Origin of the sequence: Actinoplanes sp. NPDC051470, assembly GCF_040682035.1 — a bacterium.
In the GTDB taxonomy this organism is placed as follows: Bacteria; Actinomycetota; Actinomycetes; order Mycobacteriales; family Micromonosporaceae; genus Actinoplanes.
In genome coordinates this window covers 21190-47358 of the sequence record NZ_JBFBAA010000009.1, presented here as the reverse complement: position 1 = coordinate 47358, position 26169 = coordinate 21190, and the positions used below count along the sequence as shown (strand labels likewise).

Genomic DNA, 26169 nt, shown 5'->3' with positions numbered 1-26169 from the left:
TGATGGTCGATGTATGGTGGGAGCGCTCCCAGACCGCGTCCGCCACTCTGCTCGAGGAGCCGACATGTCTCGTAGGCGTCATCGCCTGGCCACCCTGCTGGCCGGCCTGCTCGTTCTGGCCCTTTCCACGCCATTGCTGACGTCGGCGCCGGTCGCTGCCTCCCGTACCCATGCCGTGCCCCTGGCTGAGCTGACGGTGGTGTCCGAACAGGTGGCCTCCGGCCTGCGGCGCCCGATCGCGATCACCGGGCTGCCGGACGGCCGGATGCTGATCGCCGAGAAGGACGGCACCGTCCGCGCCTACCACCCCGCCACCGGCCTGTCGGCCGAGCCGCTGCTCGACCTGACCGCCCGGATCGACACGTCGGACAACGAGCGCGGCCTGCTCGGCCTCACGCCCGCCCCGAACTTCGCCCGGACCGGCATGCTCTACATCGCCTACACCAGCCTCCCGGCCGGTGCGCTGACCCTGGCGCGCGTGCCCATCAACGCTCCCGAGCGGCTGCAGGTGCTGCTCACCCAGGAGCACGCCGAGTACGGCAACCACAACGGCGGACAGGTGGCGTTCGGCCGCGACGGCTACCTCTACTGGTCACTCGGCGACGGCGGCCACGCGAACGACCCGTTCAAGTCCGGTCAGAGCCTCCGCACCCTGCTCGGCAAGATCGTCAGGATCGACGTCAGCCGCACGTGCGGGGCGAAGCCGTACTGCGTGCCCGTCACCAACCCGTTCGTCCGCGAGCCGGGCGCGCGGCCGGAGATCTGGCTGTTCGGGCTGCGCAACCCGTGGCGGTTCTCGGTCGACCCGGTCGACGGCTCGCTGTGGATCGGTGACGTCGGTCAGGGGCTGGTCGAGGAGATCAACCACATCCGCCCGTGGCAGGGCGGGGCGAACCTCGGCTGGTCCTGCCGGGAAGGCACCCCGATCTTCGACCAGCAACAATGCCGTCCCGGTGTGCGGTACACCGACCCGGTCTTCGAGTACGACCACTACAACGACAACTGCTCGGTGACCGGCGGCGTGGTGTACCGGGGCACGCTGACCCCGGAGGCGTGGGGAACCTACGTCGCGAGCGACTACTGCTCCACCCGGGTGTTCGCCGTGCGTCCCCGGCCCGAGGGCGGCTACGAGACCGCCACGATCGGCAACTTCCCCACCCAGCCGTCCGCGATCGGCACCGACGTGCACGGCGAGTTGTACGTGCTCAGCGACCTCCCGGGAGGGATGAGCCGGGTGCGGTTCGAGCGGGTACCGCCACGGGCTGCCCCGCCCGCCTGAGCGCCCCGCCGGCGCGGAAGAATGGCGTCATGACCGACGACTCCAGGTTGGACACCACGGTTCCGCATTCGGCGCGGATCTGGAACTACTGGCTCGGCGGCAAGGACAACTTCAAGGCCGACCAGGAGGCGGGCGACGAGGTCATCGCCCACATCCCGGACATACCCATCGGCGCGAGGTCCCACCGCACCTTCCTCAAGCGGGTGGTGAGATTCCTGGTCGAGGAGGCCGGCGTCCGTCAGTTCCTCGACGTCGGCACCGGGCTCCCCTCGGCCGACAACACCGACGAGGTCGCGCAGTCGCTCGACCCGCGCTGCCGGGTGGTCTACGTCGACAACGATCCGCTGGTCATGGCCCATGCGCGTGCGCTGCTGTCCAGCACCCCGGAAGGTGCCTGCGACTACCTCGAAGCCGACCTGCGCGAGCCCGAGACGATCCTCGCGTCCGCGCGGCAGACCCTCGACTTCTCGCAGCCGATCGGGCTCATGCTCCTCGGCGTCGTCAACCACCTCATGGACGACGACGTGGCGTACGACTGCGTCGCGCGGCTGGTGCGGGAAATGCCCGCCGGCAGCTACCTGGCGCTCACCCATTCCACCGCCGAGATCCACGGCGAGCCGATGCTGCGCGTGATGCGAGAGACCACCGAGCGCGGCGGTACGCCGATCCGCGCCAGGACGAAGGCCGAGCTCGAGCGCTTCTTCGACGGACTGGATCTGGTCGAGCCCGGCGTCGTGACGTGCTCGCGCTGGCGCCCCGAACCGCAGTCCGACGAGCCGGAGGTCTACCTGTTCGGCGGCGTCGGCCACATCAGCTGAACTCGCCCTCGATCATCACGGCTATATTCGGCAAAGCCGTGGGTTCCCGTCCCAGGACGGCACGAGCGCACGGAGACGCCTTGGTCGAGCACGAGGACGACAGCCTGATCAAACAGGTCGAGTTCTACCGGCGACGGCTGGCCGCCGTGGCGGAGTCGGCCGGTAACACCACGGAGACGGCGGCGATGGCGGCCGCCTTCGCCGAGGCGCAGCGGGTGGCCGCCCGGGGGCTTCGGTCGGCCGTGGAACTCGGGCTGGAACGGGGGCTGAGCTGGCGGCAGCTCGCCGAGCTGCTCGACATCCCGGCCTCGACGCTGCACCGCCAGTACCGCAGCGGCGCCGCCATCCTGACGGCCCGCGAATCGCCGCCGGACCGGCCCGACGCGCCCTCGACGGCGGGCCGGGTGCCGCCGTGGTTCGACACCTTCGTCGGCCGCGAGCGCGAACTCGCCGACCTGACCGATCTGCTGGGCCGGACGCGGCTGCTCAGCGTCATCGGCCCGGTCGGTGTCGGTAAGACCAGGCTCGCCGCCGAGCTGGCCCGGCGCGTCGAGCCGGCCTACCCCGGCGGGGTCAGATGGGCCCCGCTGGCGCCCGTGACCAAGCCCTGGCAGGTGGCGTCGGCCGTCGGCACGGCGGGTGAGCCCTCCGCGACCGGAGCCGCCCTGCTCGTGCTCGACAACTGCGAACACGTGATCGACGGCGTGATCGACGTCGTCTCGAAACTGCGCGCCTCAACCCCGCAGTTGCACATCGTGACCACCAGCCGGGAGGCGCTGCGGGCCCAGGGCGAGACCGTCATGGTGCTCGAGCCGTTACGGGCCGATGCGGTACGCCTGTTCGGCACCCGGGCGTCGGAGTCGACACCCGGCTTCGAGGCCGGCGCCTGGGCCGGCGTCATCGCGGAGATCTGCGACCGGCTCGACGGTCTGCCGCTGGCGATCGAACTCGCCGCGGGCCAGATGGACGTGCTGACGCCGGAGCTGTTGCTGCCGAAGCTCGCGGATCGGTTCGAGCTGCTCGTCGACGCCCAGCGCGGGCCGGTCGGCCGCCGGCGAAGCCTTCGCGACGCGATCCGGTGGAGCTACGACCGGCTGGACGAGGCCGGACGCGAGGTGTTCGCCCGGCTCTCCGTCCTGCCCGGCGGGTTCGACGAGCAGAGCGCCGCGGCCGTGACGGCCGGCCTCGGCCTGCCCCGGGCGCGGTTGTCGGCACTGCTGACCGGCTTGGCCCGCAAGTCGCTGATCGTCCTCGACGCGCAGCGGCCGGGCCGGTTCCGGATGCTCGAATCGCTGCGGGCGTTCGGCCAGGAGGTGCTGCTCGACGCCGGCGAACTCGCGCCCACGCAGGTCTTGTTGCTGGACTGGCTGGTCGGCTTCGAACAGCAGCTGGTGAAGTACCCCGGGGGCGACGAGCTGACGACGATCGAGCAACGGATCGTCGCCGAGCTGGACAACCTCCGCCACGCGGTGAACGTCGCGGCCACCATCGGTCACCCGGCCCACCCGATCCTGTCCATCCTGCTCGCGCGTTTCCTCGCCAACACCTCCGACCTGGCCGAGGTGGAAAAACTGCTCACCGACGTGCTGAGCAACCCTCTGACGTCGCCGCCGCACCGCTCGAACGCACTGACCTGGCTCGCGAAGAACGACACCCGCCAGGGCGATCTCGACGCCGCGGTCCGCCACTCGAACGAGGCCCTCGCGCTGGCCCGTGAGCTCGATGACGTGGAGACGCTGGCGATCGCGCTCACCAGCGTGATGTTCACGCGCGGCTCCACCGGCGACCTCCGCGGCGGTGTCCGGGTCGGAGGGGAACTGGTCGCGCTGCTGCGGCGGGAGGATCGGGCCGGCCTGGCCGGGTGGGTCCTCAACAAGCAGGCCTGGCTGCTCGTCGCCGACGGCGACCTGGCGGCGGCGCGCGAGGCGATCGCGGAGTCCATCCGGATCTACGAGTCGCGGGCCGACCAGGCCGTGCCGATCGCCGGCCGGTTCGCCAACCACGCCGGGATGAGCCTGCTGCACACCGCCGCGGTGACGGCCACCCTGCAACGGGACGACGCGGCCGCCGCCGAGTACGTCACCGCCGTCCTCGCCATGGCGGTGCCAGATCGCGACACCGTCCTGAGCGCCATCGAATGCGCGGCAATCCTGGCGGTACGACAGCAGAAGTACGCGCTCGCGCTCACCCTGACCGCCGGAACGACCGCCGTAGGCCGCCCGGTGCAGGAATTCTGGACCCGGCACCTCGAAGCGGCGACGAGCACGGCCCAACACGCCATCGGCCCGGCGGCGGCCGGGGCGGCGGCGGCCAGGGGCTCCTCGATGACCGTCGCGCAGCTCACCGATCTGGCGGTCAGCGGGGGCACACCGGCCGACGAACCCCTCACCGACGTCCTGACCCGCCGGGAACTCGCGGTGGCCCGGCGGGTGGCCGACGGTCTCACGAACGCTCAGATCGCGAAGGAACTCTCGATCAGTCCCCGCACCGTGGACAGCCACCTGATGAACATCCGCACCAAGCTGGAGGTCCGGACCCGGGTGGAGGTGGCGCTGTGGGTCGACCGGAACGGCAAGCACACCCGCCTACCAGGCGTATGACCGCGGGGCCTCCCCCGGTCCGGGCCAGATCCGAGAGCCGCCGGTCATCCGGGTGGCTCGGTGAGGTTGCCGGCCGGCAGGTCCGGCGGCGGCGCCCTCGCCGGTGGCTGCTCTGGCACGGCGCTGCGATGGCCGGCTCCTACACCGCCTTGCTCACCGGCTTCTACGTCGACAACGGACCCCCAACTACCGCTGTGGGACCGGCTGCCGCACCTCAGCTACTGGCTCCTGCCCGCCGCGGTGGCAATCCCGCTGACCTGGCGGGCTCTGGCCCGCAACAACGCCGTCGGCGGAAAGCGCTAGGTCGACTGTCCGCGGCGGCGGGCGCGAAGGAGTATGGGGGCCATGCGGGTTTCGGTCCTGTACTTCGCGGACGGCCCGAAGTGGGTGGATGCTGGACACCGCTGACGAGGTTAGCCGCGATGCCACTTCTGGTTGGTGCCGCCGTTGCAGCCCCACAGGTGGAGTTCGGCGCCGTCGGCGGCGTTCCAGTTCTTGACGTCCACGCACTTGTTCGCGGCCGGGTTGACCAGGGCGCCGGCGGCGGTGAGGGTGAACTGCTGCGCCTGGTTGCCCGAGCACGTCGCGATCTGGATGACGGCCCCGTCCTGGGTGGAGCCGCCGGCCACGTCCATGCACATGCTGTTGCGGGTCCGGAGGGTGCCCCCGGTGAACTCCCACCTCTGGTTCTCGCCGTTGTTGCAGGTCCAGGTGGTGAGGCGTTGACCGTTGCTGTAGTTGGAGCCGGGCACGTCGATGCACTTGTCGCTGAAGTTGCTCAGGACGGCGTTCGTCGTGCCGGTCGGCCGGGACGACGGGGTGACCGCCTGCATGACGACCGCGCCGATGGCCTCGACCGTGGTCGTGCTGTCTCGTGGAGTCTGCGCATCCCAGCGGTTCCACGACAGGTTCAGATCGGTACGGCGCACACCCCACGCCGCGTCCGCGTTGCGCTTCATCCAGTCGTAGTACTGGGCCCACAGGCTGTTCTGCCGGACGAATTCGCCCATGCCCCGGGCGAACTCCGACTGCCAGGTGCCGTCCCGCCGGCCATCGGTCAGCAGCCCGTTGACGGTCCGGGCGCGGATGACCCAGTCGGTCGTACGCCTGGCGTCATCGAAGATGGACGACCGGCCGTTGTTGCGGTAGAGAGCTTGCGCCGCACCGACGAAGGCGCCCGCGGAGTAGACGGTCTGACCGCCGGAGAGATCGCCGGCGGCGGTAATCGTCTCGTGCACGGCGCCGGTGCCGCGGTCGAGCAGGGTGCGCCAGACCCAGTCGTAGATCGCCTGCGCCTTGTCCAGGTAACCGCGGTCGTTGGTCGACTCGTAGATCAGCACACTCAGAATGACCGCGGGGCTGTTGCTGAGGGCGTTCTTGTCCGCCTTGTCGACGCTCCACCAGACGCCGCCCCCGAGCGCGCCGTCCCACCCTCGGTCGTAGACCCGGTTGAAGGCGTACCGGGCCTGATCGAGGTAGGTTCGGTTGCCGGTGATCCGGTAGCCCCGGATGAAGGCGAGGCCGGCCCAGAGCAGGTCGTCGTTGTAGTTGTTCCAGTTCCAGTCGTAGAGCCCGCCGGATCCCTGGTTCTGCTGCAGGAAGGTGTCGAGAAGGCGGCCGATCAGGTCGCGGGTGGCGGAGCCGCGGGTGCTCTCGTAGACGTCCTCGGCCGCCTGGATGGCCAGCGCCTGGCGCCAGAAGTAGTCCTTCTCCCCCACGGTCAGCGATTCCTTGTAGTAACGCTGATTGCCGTTGCTCACCAGCAGCGCGCTGTTGAGCGCGTCGAACGCGGCGTTCGTGTTGGCGGTGAGCGGAGCGACCGCGCGTGGAATGGTGTCCGCGTCGCTCCGCACCGTGGTGACGGCGATCGAGGTCGTCACCACGGTGGCAACCAGCGTGAGGAGGGAGATTCGCCTGATCATCGATGTCCTCCGGAGCAGGGCGGGGGGCGAGGAACTGCTGCCATGCTCGCAAACTAATCGACTGCTATCAATGCGCAATTCGCGCAATCACGCGGATCGCGTTCCCATCCGGGACGCGGGCTCAGACGGATTTGAGGACGCGTACGCGGTCGGCGATGGCGCGCCGGGCGACGTCGGCGGTGAAGGCGATGGAGTCGAATTCGTGCGGGGCGCCGGGGTGCAGATGGAATTCGACCGGTACGCCGGCGCGGCTCAGCGTCGTCGCGTACGCCATGTCCTCGTCCCGGAAGACGTCGATCTGGCCGACCTCGATGTAGGCCGGCGGCAGGCCGGTCGCGTCCTCGAGCCGGGCCGGCGCCGCCGTGGCCGGGACGTCCGGTCCGCCGGCGGCGTCACCGAGCAACGCGGGCCACGCGGTGCGGCTGTCGTCATAGGACCACAACGCGCCGGGCTCGATGTACGGGTCGGGCGTGGTCGTGCGGTCGTCCAGCATGGGCATCAGCAGGATCTGCCGCGCGATCTTCGGGCCGCCACGTTCCCGGGCGAGGATCGTCAGGGCCGCCGCCATGCCGCCGCCGGCGCTGTCGCCCATCACGCCGACCCGCTCGGCGTCGACGCCCAGGTCGTTCGCGTGCTCATGCAACCACCGCAGCGCCGCGTACGCGTCCTCGACCGGCGTCGGGAAGGGGTGCTCGGGCGCACGCCGGTACTCGACCGACAGCATCGGGACACCGCTGGCCGACACGTACCGGGACACCGGTCCGTCGAACAGGTCGATGTGACCGAAGATGTATCCGCCGCCGTGGAAGAACAGTACGGCCGGGCCCGGCGCCGCGCCGTCCTTGACATACCAGCGCATCTTGATCCGCGTTCCGTCGTCCGCCGTCGCGTAGTGCTCGCTCGTGCGCACATCGACCGGGATCGGCTGCGCGGCGCCGGATGCGCCGATGATCGGCTCCCACAGGGCGCGGCGGCCCTCGACATCGCCCACGGCCGGCGGCTTGGCCTCGGCCATCGCGCCGGCCATCGGGGCCAGCGCCGCGGCGATCTCGGGATCCAGTGACAGTGACATGATCGTTCCCTTCCAGGTTGCTGAGGGCCGGCGGCTCAGGGCGCGACGACGACGGTCTTGCCGCTGGGCAGCGCGCCGGCGGCGGCCTGGGCGTGGACCGCCGGCAGGTCGGCCAGGGGCACCCGCTGGGCGACGTCGACGTGGAGCTCGCCGGAGTCGGCCAGCGCGACCAGGCGGGCGAGCTGCCCGGCGTCGCTGCGCACGAACAGGTCGATGCCGCGTACGCCGCGCTCGTCGTCCGAGGGCGCGGGCATCCAGACCGTGGTGTTCACCAGCACACCGCCCGGACGGATCAGGGTGACCAGGGCGGCCAGCCGCGCCGGGTCGACCGGGGCGAGGTTGAGCACGACATCGACCGGCTCGCTCACCACCGCGGCCACCTCGGTGGTGGTGTGGTCGACGACCTCATCGGCGCCCGCCTTGGTGGCCTGCTCACCGCTGCGGGGACCGGCGACGGCGATGACGTACGCGCCGGCGTTCTTGGCCAGCTGCACGGCGTAGCCACCGACCCCGCCACCGGCCCCGTTGATCAGCACACGCTGCCCCGCGGTCAGCTTCGCGTGCTCGAACAACGCCTGCCACGCGGTCAGCCCCACGGTCGGCAACGCGGCGGCATCGGCCAGCGCGACACTCGCCGGCGCGGCCGTCAGAACCTCGGCCGGCGCCACGACGTACTGGGCGGCCGCGCCGTCGGCGCCCATCGGCAGGAACCCGACCACCTGATCGCCGGCCTCGACCCCGGTGACGCCCTCACCCAGCGCCTCCACCGTGCCGGCCACGTCCATGCCCGGCGTGTGCGGCAACGCCACCGGGATGGGCCCCTGCATGAATCCGCCGCGGATGTTGCCGTCGACACCGTTGAACGACGTCGCGGCCACCCGGATCAGCACCTGTCCGGCCCCAGCGACCGGCTGCTCCACGTCCTCGAGACGCAGAACACCCGGGTCGCCGTACTCATGGAAACGCACTGCCTTCATCACCAGCACCTGGCCTTTCGATAATCTGTATGTGCTTCGATTTCGAAGCACATTTGAACCGTAGCATGCTTCGAGTTCGAAGCAAGGAGATGTGAGCGGGCCGACAGCCGCGCGGGTCAGCCGATGACGGCCAGCAGCTGGAGGTTGCTGTGGCTCGGGGAGCCGGGTGTCGCGGAGAAGACCAGCAGCTCCTGAGCCTGCTCGGGGTCGACCAAGCGCTGGCAGTACAGCTCCAGCTCCCCCAGCTCGGGATGCCGGTACCGCTTGAGGTCGTGATGGTGCGTCACATCCACCTCGTGCAACCGCCAGACCTCGGCGAACTCACGACTGGCCGTCAGCAGCGCCGCGACGATCTCACCGGCCCGGCCCGCGGGGTCGGTCGTGTAGGCCGCCCTGATGCCGACGGTGAAGACGCGGCCCCGCACGGGGTGGTCCTCGTCCGGGTACAGGTCACGGCTGGCCGGGTCGGTGAACCAGCGGTAGACCAGGTACCGGGACAACCCGCTGAACCGGGTGTAGTCACCGAGCAGCGCGACCGCCGGACGGGTCTGCAGCAACGTCTCGCCGAACCGGGACATCACCAACGCCGGGGTGTCCGCCAGCCGATCGACGATGCGCATCATCGTCGGAGAGACATGATCGTCGCGCCGCACCTGCCGTGGCGCCGGATGCCCGCCGAGGTCGAACAGGTGGTCCCGCTCGCTCAAGCTCAGATGCAATCCCCGGGCCAGCGCGGCGAGCATCTGCTCGGACGGCTTCGGACCCCGCTGCTGCTCGATCCGGCTGTAGTAGTCGGCCGAGATGCCGGCCAGCGCCGCCACCTCTTCACGCCGCAGGCCACCGGTCCGCCGCCGGAGGCCCCGCGGAAGCCCTACATCCTCCGGCTGCAGCACCTCGCGGCGCGCCCGGAGAAAATCGGCCAGCAGTGCCCGGTCCATCGTCAGCCTCCCTACGTTCGACTGATCGAGCGTCGCGGAAACCGGAACGCGGATGAAGGTCGTCCTTATCCAGGGACGAGTTGTCCCCCTCACCCGGGCCGACTAGTTCTGCCGGGTCAGCAGGAGCTGGAGCTTGTCGAAGCTGGGCGAGCCGGGCGTCGCCGAGAAGACCAGCAGCTCCTGGGCCTGATCGGGGTCGACCAGGCGTTGGCCGTACAGCTCCAGCTCTCCCAGCTCGGGATGCCGGTACCGCTTGAGGTCGTGGTGGTGGGTCACATCCACCTCGTGCAACCGCCAGACCTCGGCGAACTCACGACTGGCGGCCAACAGCGCCGCCACGATCTCACCGGCCCGGCCGGTCGGGTCGGCCGTGTACGCCGCCCTGATGTCAACGGTGAAAACCCGGCCCCGCAGCGCATGGTCCTCGACGGGATAGATGTCGCGGCTGGCCGGGTCGGTGAACCAGCGGTAGACCAGGTACCGGGACAGGCCGCTGAACCGGGTGAAGTCACCGAACAACGCGACCGCCGGGCGGGTCTGCAGCAACGTCTCGCCGAACCGGGACATCACCAGGGCCGGCGTGTCCGCGAGACGGTCGACGATGCGCTTCATGGTCGGGCTGACCTGGTCGTCGCGGAGGATCCGGCGCGGCGCCGGGTGCCCGGCGAGGTCGAACAGGTGGTCCCGCTCGCTCAGGCTCAGATGCAGCCCCCGGGCCAGCGCGGCCAGCACCTGCTCGGACGGCATCGGACCCCGCTGCTGCTCGATCCGGCTGTAGTAGTCGACCGACATACCGGCCAGCGCCGCGACCTCTTCACGCCGCAGGCCACCGGTCCGCCGCCGGGGACCCCGCGGCAGCCCGACATCCTCCGGCTGCAACACCTCACGACGCGCCCGAAGGAAATCGGCCAGCAGTGCCCGGTCCATTTGCCTCCCAGCCCCCCAACGACGTGCCAACGGTATCGAGAAACCGGCTCACCCGGATCGGTAATTCACACCACCGCTTTACGCGGTGCTACGCACACCCAGCGTCATACTCCGCGTCGCTCCCAGGGGAAACGGTCGCGCCTGGTGTCCCATTCCGGAACGGCCGGTGCGGCGGCGGTCACATCGACACTCATGGTCCCGACACGACATGATGCGGCCCCGAGGCGACATGCGAGTGCTGGCCGCGTTGACCGGGGGCGCGGTGCGGCGTTGCGCCGCGTCCGGCGTACGCCTGATCCTGCTCAGCGCCGCGGACCCCTCGGACCGGCTGCCCCTGGGCCGGGTCATCCGCCGCCGGGCCACCGCGCTCACCGCGATGGTCGGCGACCTGGCCGACCAGCATCGCCGTTCCCCCGCTGTCGCCGGCGACATAGGTCCCCCCGGTCGCCAGCGGGAGGCGAGTCATCCGGGGTTCACCTGTGCCTGGATGCGCCCGGCGAGCTCACCCAGACTCGCAGCATGACGACTATTCCCGATGACGACCCCACCCGTTCGCTGACCGTGGCCGATCACGACAACCCGGCCACGAAGTTCGTGTCTCTGGTGGGCAACACGTACGCCCTGCTGATCACCGGCGAGCAGACCGGCGGCCGGTACTGCCTCATCGACATGCGCGTGCCCGACGGTGGCGGCCCGCCGCCGCACCGGCACGACTTCGAGGAGATGTTCACCGTCCTCGAGGGCGAGATCGAGTTCACCTTCCGCGGCGAGAAGCACACCGTGCGGGCCGGGTCCACGGTCAACATCCCGGCCAACGCGCCGCACTTCTTCCGCAACGTCTCCGGCGCACCGGCCCGCATGCACTGCATGTGCACCCCGGCCGGCCAGGACGAATACTTCCTGCGCATCGGCACCGCCGTCGACGGCTGGGACGCACCACCACCGCACCTGTCCGACGAACAGGTCACCGAGCAGCGCCGCCGAGCCGCCGAGCTGGCCGCCACCTATCGCAGCGTGTTCGTCTGACCCGTCTCGGCCCCCGACGCGGGACGGCATCGACCCGTCAGCCGGGTCGATTACGTCCCGCGCGGGGCCGGGCTGACCGTGGCGGGGTGGCGCGCATGTGTTCGCGGACGCGGCCGAGAACGGTGCTGAGCGCGGCGAGGTCCCCCTCGGCCATCGGTTCGAACAGCAGCCGCCGTACGTCGTCGACGTGGCCGGGCAGCACGTGGGCGACCAGGGCGCGGCCGGCGTCGGTGACCGACACGATCACGCTCCGCTCGTCGTCCGGCGACGGCGAACGGACGACCAGGCCACGCTTGGCCAGCAGGCCGGCCTGATAGGTGAGCCCGCTGCGGCTGTAGACGATGCCGTCGGCCAGATCGGTCATCCGGAGCCGGCCGTCCGGCGCGTCGGCCAGCCGGGCCAGGATCTGGAACTGCACGTAGCTCAGATCGCCGGCGGCTCGCAGATGCTCGTCGACCGCGTACTGAAGAAGGCTGCTGACCTCCATCAGGGCGAAGTACGCACCAAGCTGGTCGGCGTTGAGGCCGGGCCTCGGATCACTCACCCGCATGATCGTACTTGCTTAGAATTCGAAGTGCGTCGCCGGACCCGGCGACGCACTTCGAGCACGGCGGGGCGCTCAGCCCACCATCGTCGTGGTGGACACCGGCTCCAGGGCGGCGTTCAACACCTCCCGGACGTCGGAGACGACGTGCACCGTCAGTGCCGCCAGCACGTCGGCGGGGACGTCGTCGAGGTCGGGTTCGTTGCGCCGTGGCAGGTAGACCTCGGTGAGCCCGGCCCGCTGAGCGGCGAGCAGCTTCTGCTTGACACCGCCGATGGGCAGGACCCGGCCGGTCAGCGACACCTCGCCGGTCATGCCGACCTCGGCGCGGACGTTGCGGCCGAGCAGCAGCGAGACCAGCGCGGTGGTCATCGTGACACCGGCCGAGGGCCCGTCCTTGGGCACCGCCCCCGCGGGCACGTGCAGATGGATCGGGTGGTCCAGCTGCTCCGGGGAGATGCCCAGCTCCTCGGCGTGGGCCCGGACGTAGGACAGCGCGATCTGCGCCGATTCCTTCATCACGTCGCCGAGCTGGCCGGTGACCGACAGGCCGCCTTTGTCGCCGGGCAGCAGGGACGCCTCGATGTAGAGGACGTCACCACCCATGCCGGTCACCGCCAGGCCGGTAGCCACGCCGGGGATGGCGGTGCGCTCGGCCGATTCCGGAGTGAACCGGGGCCGCCCGATCAGGCTGATGAGGTCGGCGGCGTCGACGGTGGCGGGCAGGTCGCCCAGCGCGGCCCGGCGGAACGCCTTGGCCAGCAGCCGCTCCATCGACCGTACGCCGGCCTCCCGGGTGTAGTTCGCGGCGATCTCACGGAGCGCGTCCTCGGTGACGGTGACCTCGCCGGCCGACAGCGCGGCCCGCTCCAGCTGCCGGGGCACCAGGAAGTCGCGCGCGATGGCCATCTTGTCGCTCTCGGTGTACCCGTCGATCGAGATGAGCTCCATCCGGTCGAACAGCGCCTGCGGGATCGTGTCGAGCACGTTCGCGGTCGCGATGAACACCACGTCGGACAGGTCCAGGTCGAGGTCGAGGTAGTGATCGCGGAAGGTGTGGTTCTGGGCCGGGTCCAGCACCTCCAGCAGCGCCGCGGCCGGGTCGCCGCGGTAGTCGCTGCCCACCTTGTCGACCTCGTCGAGCAGGACGACCGGGTTCATCGAGCCGGACTCCCGGATGGCCCGCACGATCCGCCCGGGCAGCGCACCGACATAGGTCCGGCGGTGGCCACGGATCTCCGCCTCGTCGCGGACGCCACCGAGGGCGACCCGGACGAACTTGCGCCCGAGCGTACGGGCGACCGACTCGCCCAGCGACGTCTTGCCGACTCCGGGCGGCCCGGCCAGCAGGATCACCGCGCCGGACCCACGGCCACCGACAACCGCCAGGCCACGGGACTCCCGCCGGGCGCGGACGCCGAGGTATTCGACGATGCGCTCCTTCACCTCATCCAGCCCGTGATGATCGGCGTCGAGCACCGCCCGGGCGGCGCTCAGGTCGGTGTTGTCCGCGGTGCGGACGTTCCAGGGCAGGTCCAGGACGGTGTCGAGCCAGGTGCGGATCCAGCCCGCCTCCGGGTTCTGGTCGCCGGCGCGCTCCAGTTTGCCGACCTCGCGCAGCGCCACCTCACGGACCGCCTCGGGCAGGTCGGCCGCCTCGACGCGGGCGCGGTAGTCGTCGGTGCCCTCGGCCTCGTCCGCACCGAGTTCCTTGCGGATGGCCTTGAGCTGCTCGCGCAGCAGGTATTCCCGGTTGCGCTTCTCGACCGACTCGCGGACGTCGTGCTCGATCTTGTCGCTGACCTCGGACTCGGCGAGGAAGTCCCGGGTCCATTCGATCAGCAACCGGAGACGGGCCTGGACGTCGGGCGTCTCCAGCAGTTCCCGCTTGCGGTCGCTGTCCAGGTAAGGAGCCCAGCCCGCGGTGTCCGCCAGGTCGCCGGGGTCGTCGATCGCGCTGACCGATTCGATGACCTGCCAGGCCTCCCGGCGCTGCAGGACCGAGACCAGCAGCTCCTTGTACTCGGCCGCCAGCTCGCGGTCGCGGTCGCTCGGCGCGCCGGCCTCGACCGGTTCGACCTCGACCCACAGCGCCGCGCCCGGGCCGGTCACGCCGCCGCCGATCCGGGCGCGGACGCCCGTACGCAGCATGGCCGCCGCCGATCCGCCACGGGACTTGCCGACCTGTTGGACGCTCGCCACGACGCCGTGGGACGCGTACCTGTCCTCGAGCCGCGGAGCGATCAACAGCTCGGAGCCCGCTGAGGTGCGGGCCGCGTCGACGGCGGCCTGAGCCGCTTCATCCAGCTCGACCGGGACGACCATGCCGGGCAGCAGGACGATGCCGTCGAGAAACAACACGGGGAGACGCTTGCCGCTCATCCCGAACCTCCGAAAGTTGAGTATGTGCCGCTCAACCCCGAAGGCGCCGGCCCTCTTCCGGCGTTCACTGCGGGCGAAATCGAGCCGCCCCGGCCGGCCCGCCTACACGACGCTCGTCCGCTGTTCGGCCGCGCGCACGCACCGCGCGAGGGCGGCGACCATGTAGCGGCGCCAGAGCGGCGTGAACGGGCCGGCGAGAACCCAGCGGCGGCCGGGAAGCGGCTTGAACTCGTAGGTCCACCGGATCAGCGTGCCCGGCCCGTCGGGGTTGAAGTTCCATTCGCCTCGAACACCGCTCGCGAGGCGGGAAAGGACGTTCGTGAACCCCGTCAGCTGGTACGCGAAACTCGAACCTTCGGTGTATTCGGTCAATTGTTCGTCGGCTTGCGATCCGTCGTCGAACTGAGGATTTCTGGTCGGGCCGGGGTGATCCCAGGCTTCGGTCTGATTGGCCACGCTGGTGATGCCGGGAAATGGCGCCACCGGGCGGAAGACGCTGGGCAGGTCGATCGGGGCGATCACTCGGAAAGCGTCACCCGGCGCCGCCGAGGTCCGCTGCTGGACGGTGATCGAAACAGTGTTGTCGGCCGGGCCGATCAGGAGCGATATCGTCATGCCGACAGTCTGCGATGACCGGCACACCGCAAACAGGCACAGCTCGTCCCTGGATGGCCGAGTCCCCCCGAGGCGTGCGGCCGGTGGTGATCAGGCGCCGAAGCGGAAATAGACGGTGCGGTGATAATCGCCGGTGGCGACGTTCGGCTGACTCTCGGGGCCCAGCGCTCCGGCGCTGTGGAACTTGTTCCCGATGGGCGCGATACCGTCCAGGAACGACAGGCCCTTCGACGGGTACGGCGCCGTGGCGGTGATCGGGTCGGGCCCGACCGCGGGCGTGAACAGGCGCAGGAAGAGACCGTCCTCGGCGGCGACCATCGTGATGGTGCCCTCGGTGGTGCTCAGCGCCGCCCAGCAGGTACGGGCGTGGTAGCCCTTGAACTCCGGGTACTGGAACCCGCTGGAACCGGTGGCCGTGTTGTTGTACTGCTTGGTCCAGACGTCGGTCGACACGCCCCGCAGCCGGTTCTTGTAGACCCGGTGCGGCCCGTCGCCCAGCCAGGTCAGGCCCCGGACGTTCGCCTCCGGGTAGTCGAAGCCGACGCCGAAATAGCTGTGGTTGCCGGTCCGGCGGTAACGGTATTCGAGCTGGAGCCAGCCGTTGGCGTCCAACCGCCACCGCACGGTGCTCAGATCACCGGTGTAGGTCGCCTCGACCACCCACGCCGTGCCGTCCTGGAAATGGGTCAGGCCGCCGAAGGTCGACGAGCCGTCAGCCGGCGCCGGACCGTTGGTCAGCGATATCGGCATGCCGGCCTGCCGCACCCCGGTCACCCGTCCGTTCGCCTTGCCGATGGTGACGGCGGTCGGGCCGGAGGTCATGGTGATGCCGGCGGCATCCTCGACGGCGGTCACGCTGCCGGCGGCCGGGACCACCAGCCGCCGGGCGAAGTCGGCCGCCTTCTTGATCCGCCAGGTCCAGCCGACGACGGCGCGTCCGGTGGGATCCGTCGCGCTCAGCATCAGCGCGTCGGAATCGTTCCAGTCGGCCGGAAGGTCCAGCCGCAACGAGCCGACGGCGCCCGGGGCGATGGCCGGGCCGGCCAGACTGCCCTGCGCGGTGACGGTGTGCCCGGCGCCGGCTCCGGGCACCGCGAAGGTCACCAGCTGCCAGTGGAACCGGCACTGGCCGACATCGGTGAAGGCGTACCGGTTCACGATCTTGACGGTCTGGTCGAACGACGCCGGGAAGGTCGAGGCGTAGTAGCCCGGGTTGTTGAGCTGGATCGGGGACCAGATGTCGCGGATCGTGAAGAAGCTGGCCTCCTTCTCCCGGAACGGGCCGAGGATGCCGTCGGGCGCCCGATTCCCGAAGGTGTCGAGGGCGCCGCCGCGGTCGTCGCGCACCACACTCTCGTCGAACAGCGCCCAGATGAACCCGCCGGCCGACCGCTGCCCGCCGCCCATCACCCGCCAGTAGTCGTTCAGACCGGCGCCGGCGCCACCGTCGTAGAGGCCGTGCAGGAACTCGGTGGGCATGAACACGGTGCCGCCGGCCGCCTTGCCGACCGTGCTGTCGTACGACTGGTAGTGGCTGGTGTCGACGTTGTTGAACGTGGTCCACGGGTGCAGGACGGTGCGCTTCTGCGGGTCGTGCTGAGCGAAGTCGTCGTCGAGCCCGACGTTCCATCCGCCCTCGTTGCCGTTGTCCCAGAACACGACGGAGGGATGGTTGACATCACGGCTCACCAGCGCTTCGACCAGCGGCGCGCCCACCCCCTCGTCGTAGCGCTTCTGCCAGCCGGCGAGCTCGTCGAGAACGTACAGGCCCAGCTCGTCGCACAGGTCGAGGAAGTACGGGTCGGGCGGGTAGTGCGACATCCGGACGGCGTTCATGTTCATGTCCTTCATCAGCCCGATGTCCAGCCGCGCGATCCGGGGACTGGAGGCCCGGCCCAGGGTCGGCCAGAAGGTGTGCCGGTTGGCGCCCTTGAGCACCACCCGGCGGCCGTTGACGTAGATGCCGTCCCCGGCGCGGACCTCGACCGTGCGGAAGCCGAACCGGGTGCCGACGGTGTGCAGCGGCGGGCCGGAGCCGGTGACCACCGAGATCTCGACCTGGTAGAGGTTCGGGGTCTCGGCGGTCCACAGCAACGGTGTGTCCACCGCCGTCGTCAGCGTCGCCCGGGTGGCGCCGGCCGGGACGGCGACCGAGAAGGCCGCGCCGACCGCGGTGCCGTCCAGCCGCCTGATCTGGCCGGTCACCCGCCCGGCGGCGGTGACACCGCCCAGCAGCACGTCGGCGGCGAAGGCGCCGTCGGCCCGTGCGTCGACCGCCACCCGGTCGATGTGAACGGCCGGGACGGCGCGCAACGAGACCGGCCGGAAGATCCCGCCGAAGTTCCAGTAGTCGCCGCGACGCTCGGCGTCGTTGACCGAGTTGTCGGAGGACTCCTTGCTGACCGTGGCCTCCAGCAGGTTGGCCTGGCCCAGCCGGAGCAGCGCGGTCACGTCGTACCGGAACTCGTAGAAGCCGCCGCGGTGCCGCGGCCCGGCCGAGGCGCCGTTGACCCACACCTCGGTGTCGGTCATGGCGGCCTCGAAGACCAGGTGGATCCGTCGCCCGGCCCACGAGGCCGGCGGGGTGAAGGTGTGCCGGTAGTTGCCCCGCTCGTCCGGGACCAGGGCGGACCCGTAGTTGTAGCTGCCGAATCCCTGGCACTCCCAGTTCGACGGAGTGGGAATCGTGCTCCACTCCCCGCTGCGGCGCCCGGCGGTGACCTGGAAGTCCCAGTCGACGGTGTGGTCGGCGTCGGTTCCGGTCAGCGTCATCGTCTCGGTCACCGGGCCGGCGAGCGCCGCCCGGGCCGGCGAACCGAACCCCAACCCGACCGCGGACAACCCCGCGGCCCCGACGCCGGCCGCGCCGATCGCCAACAGGTCACGACGGTTGATCTGCACGTTCGCCTCCCGGTCGTTCGCCGATCGATGTGCGGTCAGGTGCCGAGCGTCACGCGGAAGATCTTCTCGTCACTGTTGTTCGGGGTGCTGTCCTTGTCACCCGCGTTGCTGGTGGTCAGCCAGAGGCCGCCGCCGGGGGCGGGCTCCACGGTGCGCAGCCGGCCGTAGGTGCCGTTGAAGTAGGTCTGCACGTCGATCAGGCTGGTGCCGCTGATCACCTCGCGGTACATCCGGGTGCCGCGCTGGCAGGCCACATAGAGCACGTCGCGGACGATCGCGATGCCGGAGCACGAGCCCTCACTGGTCGGGTACGTGTGTTTGGGCGCGAGGAACCCGGCCGTGCCGCAGGTGCCGCTGGTGCCCTCACAGGCCGGCCAGCCGTAGTTGCCGCCCTTGGTGATCAGGTTCGTCTCGTCCATGATGCCGTCGCCGAACTCCTGCTCCCAGAGCCGGCCCTGCGAGTCGAAGGCCAGCCCCTGCGGGTTGCGGTGGCCGTAGCTCCAGATGTAGTTGCCGAACGGGTTGTCCGAGGGGACCGAGCCGTCCGTGTTCAGTCGAAGCACCTTGCCGTTGAGGTTGTTCAGGTTCTGGGCGTTGGCGCCGTTCTGCGCGTCGCCGGTGCTGGCGTAGAGCTTGCCGTCCGGTCCGAACCGCAGCCGGCCGCCGTCGTGGTACTTGTTGCGCAGGATGCCGGAGATCAGGATCTGCTCGGTGCCGGTGTTCAGGGTGTCGCCGTCGAGCCGGATCCGGACGATGCGGTTGTCGCTCGGCGAGGTGTGCATGATGTAGAGCCAGTGGTCGTTGGCGAAGTCGGCGGAGACGGCCAGGCCGAGCAGGCCGCCCTCGCCGTCGGTGTTCTGCACGTTCGGGACCGTGCCGAGGGTGGTCTTGGCCCCGGTCGCCGGGTTGAGCCGGATGATGTCGTGGGCGTCGCGGCGGGTGTAGAGGATGGTCCCGTCAGCCAGCGTGACCAGGCCCCACGGCAGGTCCGTCTCGGTGGCGATCTGGGTGACCCCGCAGACCGAGCTGCCGCACGCCGCCCCGGTGGTCACCGTGACGCTGTTGCTGCGCGGGGACGTGTTGGCCTGCGCGTCCCGGGCCACCACGTAGTAGGAGTAGGCCGTTCTGGCCGTCAGCGCACTGTCGATGAACGACGTGGCCGGCGGGGTGGTGGCGGTTCCGGTGATCGTGCCGACCTTGGCGTTGTCCCGGAAGATGTCGTAGGCCCGCACGCCGATGTTGTCGGTGGCCGCGGTCCAGTTCAACGTGACGGTGGTCCCGGACGCCGAGCCGGTCAGCCCGGCCGGCGCGGTGGGGGGCTCGTCGTCGTCCTGGCAGTGCGGCGGGGTGATCGACACGGTGGTGCTGGCCTGGGACACGTTGCCCGCGGCGTCCCGGGCGTTGACGTAGAGACCCCAGGTCGCCCCGGCGACCACGGTCAGGCTGGTGGAGAGCGTGGTTCCGCTGACCGACTTCATCAGCTGCCCGTCGTGGAAGATGTCGTAGAAGGCCACCCCGACGTTGTCGGTCGAGGCGTTCCACGCGAACGTCACCGCGTCACAGACCAGATCACTCACCCGCGGATTGCCGGGCACACTCGGCGGCTGGGTGTCTCCCCCGGTCGTCCGCCATTTCTGGTTGCCCTGCCCGTTGCACGTCCACATCCCGACCTCGGCGCCGTTGGCCGTGTTGCCGCCCGTGACGTCCAGGCAGAGGCCGGACTGCACGCCGGTGATGCTGCCGTCGGAGTTGAGCCGCCATTTCTGGTTGGCGTTGCCGGTGCAGCGGTAGATCTGCACGACCGCGGGGGCGGTGGTGTCCTGACCGGCGACGTCCAAGCACTTCGGCTGGTCGTACACCCGCAGCTCACCGGCCGACGTCAGCGTCCAGGCCTGATTGGCCTGGCCGACGCAGTCGTAGAGGTTCAGCCTGGCGTTGTCCGCCTGGGACTGGGCGACGACGTCCAGGCAGCGGCCGGAATCCACGCCCACCACCGGCGACCCGGCCGCCGCCTCGGCCGGTGCTTGCACCGCCACGAACGCGAGCGTCATCACCCCGATCGCCGTCGTCGTGGCCAGTCGCCGCCGAAGCGCTACGTGCATGAAAGGAATCCGCATACAACCCATCCACCGGTAATCATGTTGACATTCGACAGCCTACATAGCCATTTAACGATGTCAATGGTTGCAAACGCGAATAGAGGACGGCGGGTTAAGCGTATAGACCGGCCGCGGGCCGCCAGAATAAGCAATTCACGCAGGTGCCGTCCGATGGATCCAGATCACTCAGCGTCAGAATGGCTGCACGGCGGCGGCCGACCCGTCCTGTTTCGGGACGGCCCGGCTACCTGAACGAATCGTCGGAGGAGCGCAGGCCGGCGAGCAGCAGGGTGGCGTCGTCCTCCGCGGAACCCTCGTGGAACTCGGCGACCGCATGCGCCAGTTGCCGCAACGTTTCCGGCGCGGACAGCCCGGCCGCGGCGTGCCGTTCGGCGTGCTCGATGAGCCGGCCGGTCCCGAACATCTCCTGCTTCCGGTTCCGCGCCTCGGTGATGCCGTCGGTGTAGAACAGCAGCCAGTCGTTCGGATGCAGGCGGACGTGCCCGGTCGCCACCCGGACGGGGGGCACCCCGAGCGGCGTACGGCGCCGGCCGGGTAGTTCCATCACGAACTTGCCGTCGCGCAGCAGCAGCGGGGCCGGATGCCCGGCGTTGACGTACCGCAGGGAGCCGGTGTCCATGTTCAGCTCGGCCACGATCGCGGTGACGAACCGGGCTTCGGCCCCGAACTGCTCCAGCAGCGCCGCGTCGGCCGCCGCGACCTGCGCCGCGAGGTCACCGCCGGCCCGCCGGGCGGCCCGGATCGCCACCACCGCGACGGTGTACGCCAGCCCGGCGGGCAACCCGTGCCCCACCCCGTCGAAGACCGACATCCAGGCGGTCGATCCGTCGATGGCGTAGTCGAAGCCGTCGCCACCGACGTCGTAGCGTGGCTCGAGGATCGCGCTGATCGTCAGCCGCTCGCAACTGGCCGTCAACGGCGGCAGCATCCGGTCGAGCAGTTCGGCGCTGGCCGACATCGGCCGGGCCCGGCGCGCCCGCAGCAGGAAGTCGCCCTTGGGGGCGGTCACCGTGACCAGGTGACCGACCAGGCCCGCCATCGTCTCGCACCGCCGGCGCAGCACCTCGTCGCCGGCGTCCGGCCCGCCGGGGAAGGTGAACTCGATCACCCCGAGGCGATCCGTGCCGTTGACCATCGGCACCCACCAGCCCGTGTCGCCGGCCGGCTGCGTCCGCACCATGCGAAAGGCCTGGCCGGCGGCGGTGCCCTCGAGCGGCAACGGATCGCCCGAGGGCCGGTCACGGGTCGGGACGGGCCGGAGGGCGCGCTGCTCGTCGTCGACCAGGTAGATCGTCGTCCGGAGGCCCAATGGCGCCAGGGCGGTGGCCACCGCCGGCGCCAGCTCATCGGGCTTCCACAGGTGTGAGCGTTCCAGCACGCCGGTCAGCGCGCCGAGCCAGAGCCCCTCCTGCGTCGATGTCATGCATGCACCCTACGAGATCTTCCGGACGACATCGCGGGCTCGCCCGGCCGTCACGCCGGCGGGATGCGGAACTCGGCCCAGACGTGCTTGCTCGTGCCGTCCGAGTACCAGCCGACGGCTTCGGCCAGCTCACCCACGATGTGCAGGCCCAGGCCGCCCTTCCCGGGCTTCCGCGGCCCGGCGAGCTCGGGAACCGTGCCGGGATCCTCATCGGCCACGTCGAGCACGAAGGTGTGTTCGGTCCGGCGCAGGGAGACGCGGGTGGGCGGCCGTCCGTGCCGGATGGCGTTGGTCGCCAGTTCGGTGGCGACGATCGCCACCTGTTCCGGCACGTCGTCCAGCTTGCCGTCGGGCGGCATCGGCTCGCCGTTCAGGGCCTCGAACAGGCCGGCCCGCAGTCGACGCAGCTCGGCGAAGTTGTCCAGCACCCAGTGCTGGATGTCGTCCGCGGCGGCCGGCGGACGGGAAGCGGTTTCCAAAGACACCCCCCGAATATTCCCGGTGATCGCGAAGTTCAAGCCTCCCGTCACCGGAGGTTGTCGTCGATCAGGCGGGTCGCCGTTTCCGTCAGGGTGGAATCCGTCTCCGCGGCGTGCACGCACAAGGCGGTGAACGCGTGCGCCAGGCTGCCCCCGGACCGGGACATCAGCAGTCCGATGGCCTGCTGGATCCGTGCGCGGACCGTGAGGGCGCCGGCCAGGCCGGCGACCAGTTCGTTCCCGCCGGCGTCGAGGCCGTCGACCCTCCGGTCCACCGGTGTGTCCGTGTCGAACACCGCCCACACGGCCGTGGTCAGAACCTTCATCGCGTCCGGGTCGTGGGCGTACAGGTTCAGGGCGGCTATCGTCGTGCCCTGACCGGCGAACAGCGGGATGGACAACGAGGACCGTAGCCCCAGCCCGAAGGCGACCTCGCGGAAGGCGGGCCAGGCCATGGTGGCGGCGATGTCGGGAACCGCGACCGGCTCGTTCCCGGTCAGCGCCTCGAGGCACGGACCCGCGTTGTCGGTGTACTGGGCCGCGTCGACGGCGACGGCGATCTCGTTGCTCGCCGCCACCGTCGCGTAGGCGCCCTGATATCCGCTGGTCACCGACGCGTAGCTGACGGCGGCGACCCGTCCGGTGCTGAGCACCGCGATGTCGACCAGGTCGGCCCCGATGCGCGAGTCGTCGTCCACGCGGCCGGCCAGGGTGACGATGCGTTGGCGGAGGGGTGTGCCCGGCTGCCCGGGTGCCCTGGACGACAATGCGGTGCCTCCTCGAGGGGAACGCCTGGCCGGACGACTACCGGGTGACGGCGTCGATCAGGTCGCCGACCGGGCGGTCCGGCAGCGCCTTGGCCACGTCGGCGATGGCGACGATGCCGATCAGCCGGTGCCCGTCGATCACCGGGAGCCGGCGTACCTGATGGCCGGACATGGTGCTCAGCACCTCGGCGACGTCGTCGTCGGCGCCGACCGTGACCGGCTTGCCCTGGGCCAGCTCGCCCGCCGTGACCTGCGCCGGGTCGCGGCCCTGGGCGATCGCCTTGATGACGATGTCGCGGTCGGTGATCATGCCCTTGAGCCGGTCGTCCTCGCCGCAGATGGGCAGCGACCCGACATCCAGGTCGGCCATCTTCCGGCTGGCGTCGGCCAGGGTCTCGTTCTCGCCCACGCAGGTGACGTCGGGGCTCATGATCTCGCGTGCGGTGGTCATGGCTCTCCTCCCAATCGGTGGTAGCTGGTCGCGTACCCAGCGGAGCGCTCTTGATTCCTGCCTCCAAAATTTTCGAGTCCCTGAGGTTCCATCAGGCCGAGCCGGGGGATGCCGGTGTGGATCGAGGCGGAGCGGGAAGGAGTACGTCATGACCGACCGGATCGCCGATCCCTGGGGCGAGCGGACGCCGTACGGGCCGGGGGACAACTGGCCGGCCCGGGTGGACACGCACCTGGCGGACGGGGTTCAGGAGCCGGACGTGGACCGCTGGGTCCAGTCCGCCTCGATCCTGCACTCGAACGGTGACGCGATGGACATCGCGGTCAAGGACGAGCGCATCGTGGGCGTGCGCGGCCGGCCCGGCGACCGGGTCAACCGCGGCCGGCTCGGGCCCAAGGACCTGTACGGCTGGCAGGCCAACCACAGTCCCGACCGGCTGACCCGGCCGCTGGTGCGCGACAACGGACGGCTCGTCGAGACCGACTGGGACACCGCGATGGACCGGCTCGTGCGGCGCTCGCGCGAGCTGCTGGACGGCCCGGGTGGCTGGGGCCATTTCGGCTTCTACACCAGCGGTCAGCTGTTCCTGGAGGAGTACTACACGCTCGGCGTGCTCGGCAAGGCCGGCATCGGCACCCCGCACATGGACGGCAACACCCGGCTGTGCACCGCCACCGCGGCGTCCGCGTTGAAGGCCAGCTTCGGCACCGACGGGCAGCCGGGCTCGTACACCGACGTCGATCATTGCGACGCGATCGCGCTGTGGGGTCACAACGTGGCCGAGACGCAGACCGTGCTGTGGATGCGGATGCTGGACCGCCGCCGGGGACCGAACCCGCCGGCGATGCTGGCCGTCGATCCGCGGTCGACCCCGGTGGCCCGCGAGGCCGATCTGCATCTGCCGGTGCGTACCGGAACCAACCAGGCGTTGATGAACGGCCTGCTGCGGGAGATCATCGCGCGCGGCTGGTACGACGAACGGTACGTCGCCGAGCACACGATCGGCTTCGACGAGCTCGCGCGGGTGGTGCACGCGTACCCGGTCGATCGGGTCGCCGAAATCTGCGACGTGAAGGTCGCCGACGTGGAACGCGCGGCCGAACTGCTCGGCACCGCCGACCGTCTGTTGTCCACCGTGCTGCAGGGTTTCTACCAGTCCAACCAGGCGACCGCGGCGGCCTGTCAGGTCAACAACCTGCACCTGCTGCGCGGCGCGATCGGCCGGCCGGGCGCCGGCGTCTACCAGATGAACGGGCAGCCCACCGCGCAGAACACCCGCGAGACCGGCGCCGACGGGGACCTGCCCGGCCTGCGCAACTGGGGGAATCCCGACCACGTCCGCGAGCTGGCCGAGCTGTGGAACGTCGACGAGATGACGATCCCGCACTGGTCCCCGCCGACCCACGCGATGCAGATCTGGCGGTACGCCGAGCAGGGTTCGATCAAGCTGCTGTGGATCAGCGCCACGAATCCGGCGGTGTCGCTGCCCGATCTGGCCCGGATCCGCCGCATCCTGGCCCGGCCGGACCTGTTCGTGGTGGTGCAGGACCTGTTCCGCACCGAGACGGCCGAGTACGCCGACGTGGTGCTGCCGGCCGCGACCTGGGGCGAGAAGACCGGCACCTTCACCAACGTGGACCGCACGGTGCACCTGAGCGAGAAGGCGGTCGACCCGCCCGGCGACGCCCGCCCCGACCTGGACATCTTCCTGGACTACGCGCGGCGGATGGACTTCCGCGACCGTGACGGCGAGCCGCTGATCGGCTGGTCCACGCCGGAGGAGGCGTTCGAGGCGTGGAAGCGCTGCTCGGCCGGGCGGCCCTGCGACTACAGCTCCATCACCTACGAACGGCTGCGCGGTGGCGGCATCCAGTGGGGCGGCGAGCGACTCTACTCCGACGGCGTGTTCAACACCGACCCGGACCGCAGCGAGACGTACGGGCAGGATCTCACCACCGGCGCCGAGTTCACCGCCGAGCAGTACCGCGCGAAGCAGCCGGCCGGGCGCGCGTTCCTGCACGCCGCCGACTACCGGCCGTCGCCCGAGGTGCCGTCCGAGGAGTTCCCGCTGCTGCTCAGCACCGGGCGTACCGTCTACCAGTTCCACACCCGCACCAAGACCGGCCGGGCCCCCGAGCTCAACGCCGCGGCGCCGGACGTGTGGGTGGAACTTCACCCCGACGACGCGGCGCGGCAGGACATCGCCGACGGCGATCTGGTCGGCATCGCTTCCCCGCGAGGTGGCATCGAGGCCCGCGCCCGGATCGGCGGCATCCGGCCCGGGGTGGTGTTCGTGCCCTTCCACTACGGCTACTTCGACGTCGCACCGGACGACCGCCGGCCCCGCGCCGCCAACGAGCTGACCGTGACCGCCTGGGACCCGGTGTCCAAGCAGCCGATCTTCAAGGTCGCCGCGGTCCGGATCGCGAAGATCGCCGGACCGGAGGAGTGATCCCATGCACCTCGCCCACTACCTCGGGCTGCTGCACCGCGCCCAGCTCACGCTGGCCGACGCCTTCCGGGAGGTGGCCGGCGCCCACGGCGACGAACCGGACATCGACCACCTCTGCCGGCAACAGGCCGAGCGATGCGACGACCACGCCGCGCGGCTGGAACCGTTCGCCCGGCGGTACGCCGAGGACGCTCCCGACGAGCCGGAACGGTTGCACTCCGACCTGTTCCGCGGCACCCGTACCGGCGGGATCGGCCTGCTGCGCGACCTGCACGACCTCTACCTGATGGCCGTCGAGTGCGAGGTGTGCTGGACGGTGGTCGGGCAGGCCGCGCGGGGCGCCCGCGACCGCGACCTGGTCGAGGTCGTGACCGCCTGCGAGGGCGAGACCACGTTGCAGCTCACCTGGTTGCGGACCCGGATGAAGCAGGCCGCCCCGCAGGCCCTGGTGGTGGCCGACTGACCCGCGCCGGCCG

At 70.5% G+C, this 26169-nt stretch carries 21 protein-coding genes; 7 read left to right on the top strand and 14 right to left on the bottom strand.

All coding sequences use genetic code 11. The annotated features are described in order from the left end of the window. Positions 1-64 precede the first annotated feature (64 nt). The 3 genes from AB0M54_RS17680 (at position 65) to AB0M54_RS17670 (ending at position 4697) form a co-directional block, all read left to right on the top strand. Positions 65-1279, top strand: a complete 1215-nt coding sequence (locus AB0M54_RS17680) for a PQQ-dependent sugar dehydrogenase (protein WP_364327273.1) — start codon at positions 65-67, stop codon at positions 1277-1279. A 29-nt stretch (positions 1280-1308) separates the two neighbouring features. Next, positions 1309-2097 carry an SAM-dependent methyltransferase gene (locus AB0M54_RS17675; protein WP_364472368.1) on the top strand — a complete coding sequence of 263 codons (789 nt, stop codon included), beginning with the start codon at positions 1309-1311 and terminating at the stop codon, positions 2095-2097. 80 nt (positions 2098-2177) lie between these two features. Further along, entirely contained in the window at positions 2178-4697 is a 2520-nt protein-coding gene (locus AB0M54_RS17670; RefSeq protein WP_364472365.1) for a LuxR C-terminal-related transcriptional regulator, read from the top strand. 413 nt (positions 4698-5110) lie between these two features. Here the strand turns inward: AB0M54_RS17670 and AB0M54_RS17665 are convergent, their stop codons facing one another. The 5 genes from AB0M54_RS17665 to AB0M54_RS17645 form a co-directional block, all read right to left on the bottom strand. Beyond that, a complete protein-coding gene (locus AB0M54_RS17665) occupies positions 5111-6619 on the bottom strand; it encodes an RICIN domain-containing protein (RefSeq protein ID WP_364472362.1) in 1509 nt (502 codons plus the stop codon). A gap of 121 nt (positions 6620-6740) precedes the next feature. Then, positions 6741-7691: an alpha/beta hydrolase gene (locus AB0M54_RS17660; protein WP_364327258.1), complete on the bottom strand. Its 951-nt coding sequence runs from the start codon at positions 7689-7691 to the stop codon at positions 6741-6743. A 35-nt stretch (positions 7692-7726) separates the two neighbouring features. Continuing rightward, a complete protein-coding gene (locus tag AB0M54_RS17655) occupies positions 7727-8668 on the bottom strand; it encodes an NADP-dependent oxidoreductase (RefSeq protein WP_364472359.1) in 942 nt (313 codons plus the stop codon). Positions 8669-8784: 116 nt separating this feature from the next. Further along, a complete protein-coding gene (locus AB0M54_RS17650; RefSeq protein ID WP_364327252.1) occupies positions 8785-9606 on the bottom strand; it encodes a helix-turn-helix transcriptional regulator in 822 nt (273 codons plus the stop codon). Between the two features lie 102 nt (positions 9607-9708). Then, positions 9709-10533, bottom strand: coding sequence for a helix-turn-helix transcriptional regulator (locus AB0M54_RS17645; protein WP_364472356.1), 825 nt, complete (start codon positions 10531-10533; stop codon positions 9709-9711). A gap of 208 nt (positions 10534-10741) precedes the next feature. On the opposite strand from AB0M54_RS17645, the gene AB0M54_RS17640 reads away from it, so the two are divergent. Both AB0M54_RS17640 and AB0M54_RS17635 read left to right on the top strand, forming a co-directional pair. Next, positions 10742-11056 carry a hypothetical protein gene (locus tag AB0M54_RS17640; protein ID WP_364472353.1) on the top strand — a complete coding sequence of 105 codons (315 nt, stop codon included), beginning with the start codon at positions 10742-10744 and terminating at the stop codon, positions 11054-11056. Then, positions 11053-11559: a cupin domain-containing protein gene (locus AB0M54_RS17635; RefSeq protein ID WP_364327246.1), complete on the top strand. Its 507-nt coding sequence runs from the start codon at positions 11053-11055 to the stop codon at positions 11557-11559. The genes AB0M54_RS17640 and AB0M54_RS17635 overlap by 4 nt, the downstream gene beginning before the upstream one ends. A gap of 37 nt (positions 11560-11596) precedes the next feature. Here the strand turns inward: AB0M54_RS17635 and AB0M54_RS17630 are convergent, their stop codons facing one another. The 9 genes from AB0M54_RS17630 to AB0M54_RS17590 all read right to left on the bottom strand — a co-directional run bounded on the left by AB0M54_RS17630 (position 11597) and on the right by AB0M54_RS17590 (position 23241). After that, positions 11597-12103 (bottom strand): MarR family transcriptional regulator, encoded by a 507-nt coding sequence (locus AB0M54_RS17630; RefSeq protein WP_364327243.1) that lies wholly within the window; start codon positions 12101-12103, stop codon positions 11597-11599. A 75-nt stretch (positions 12104-12178) separates the two neighbouring features. Further along, complete coding sequence (gene lon, locus AB0M54_RS17625) at positions 12179-14485, bottom strand: endopeptidase La (protein WP_364472350.1); 2307 nt, start codon at positions 14483-14485, stop codon at positions 12179-12181. Between the two features lie 102 nt (positions 14486-14587). Beyond that, positions 14588-15100, bottom strand: coding sequence for an SRPBCC family protein (locus tag AB0M54_RS17620; protein WP_364327304.1), 513 nt, complete (start codon positions 15098-15100; stop codon positions 14588-14590). 90 nt (positions 15101-15190) lie between these two features. Continuing rightward, positions 15191-18001: a glycoside hydrolase family 2 TIM barrel-domain containing protein gene (locus AB0M54_RS17615; protein ID WP_364472347.1), complete on the bottom strand. Its 2811-nt coding sequence runs from the start codon at positions 17999-18001 to the stop codon at positions 15191-15193. A gap of 35 nt (positions 18002-18036) precedes the next feature. After that, on the bottom strand, positions 18037-20103 hold the full coding sequence (locus AB0M54_RS17610) for a PQQ-dependent sugar dehydrogenase (protein ID WP_364472344.1): 2067 nt from the start codon (positions 20101-20103) through the stop codon (positions 18037-18039). 241 nt (positions 20104-20344) lie between these two features. Beyond that, the gene (locus AB0M54_RS17605) at positions 20345-21544 is read right to left on the bottom strand and encodes a PP2C family protein-serine/threonine phosphatase (RefSeq protein WP_364327231.1); all 1200 of its coding nucleotides are present in this window, start codon (positions 21542-21544) and stop codon (positions 20345-20347) included. A gap of 50 nt (positions 21545-21594) precedes the next feature. Next, on the bottom strand, positions 21595-22029 hold the full coding sequence (locus tag AB0M54_RS17600) for an ATP-binding protein (protein WP_364472341.1): 435 nt from the start codon (positions 22027-22029) through the stop codon (positions 21595-21597). 41 nt (positions 22030-22070) lie between these two features. Further along, positions 22071-22790, bottom strand: coding sequence for a GAF and ANTAR domain-containing protein (locus tag AB0M54_RS17595; RefSeq protein ID WP_364327225.1), 720 nt, complete (start codon positions 22788-22790; stop codon positions 22071-22073). Positions 22791-22827: 37 nt separating this feature from the next. Then, complete coding sequence (locus tag AB0M54_RS17590) at positions 22828-23241, bottom strand: CBS domain-containing protein (protein ID WP_364327222.1); 414 nt, start codon at positions 23239-23241, stop codon at positions 22828-22830. Between the two features lie 148 nt (positions 23242-23389). On the opposite strand from AB0M54_RS17590, the gene AB0M54_RS17585 reads away from it, so the two are divergent. Together AB0M54_RS17585 and AB0M54_RS17580 are read left to right on the top strand one after the other, a co-directional pair. Next, positions 23390-25693 (top strand): nitrate reductase, encoded by a 2304-nt coding sequence (locus AB0M54_RS17585; RefSeq protein WP_364472338.1) that lies wholly within the window; start codon positions 23390-23392, stop codon positions 25691-25693. Between the two features lie 4 nt (positions 25694-25697). Further along, positions 25698-26156 (top strand): hypothetical protein, encoded by a 459-nt coding sequence (locus AB0M54_RS17580; protein ID WP_364327216.1) that lies wholly within the window; start codon positions 25698-25700, stop codon positions 26154-26156. Positions 26157-26169 lie beyond the last annotated feature (13 nt).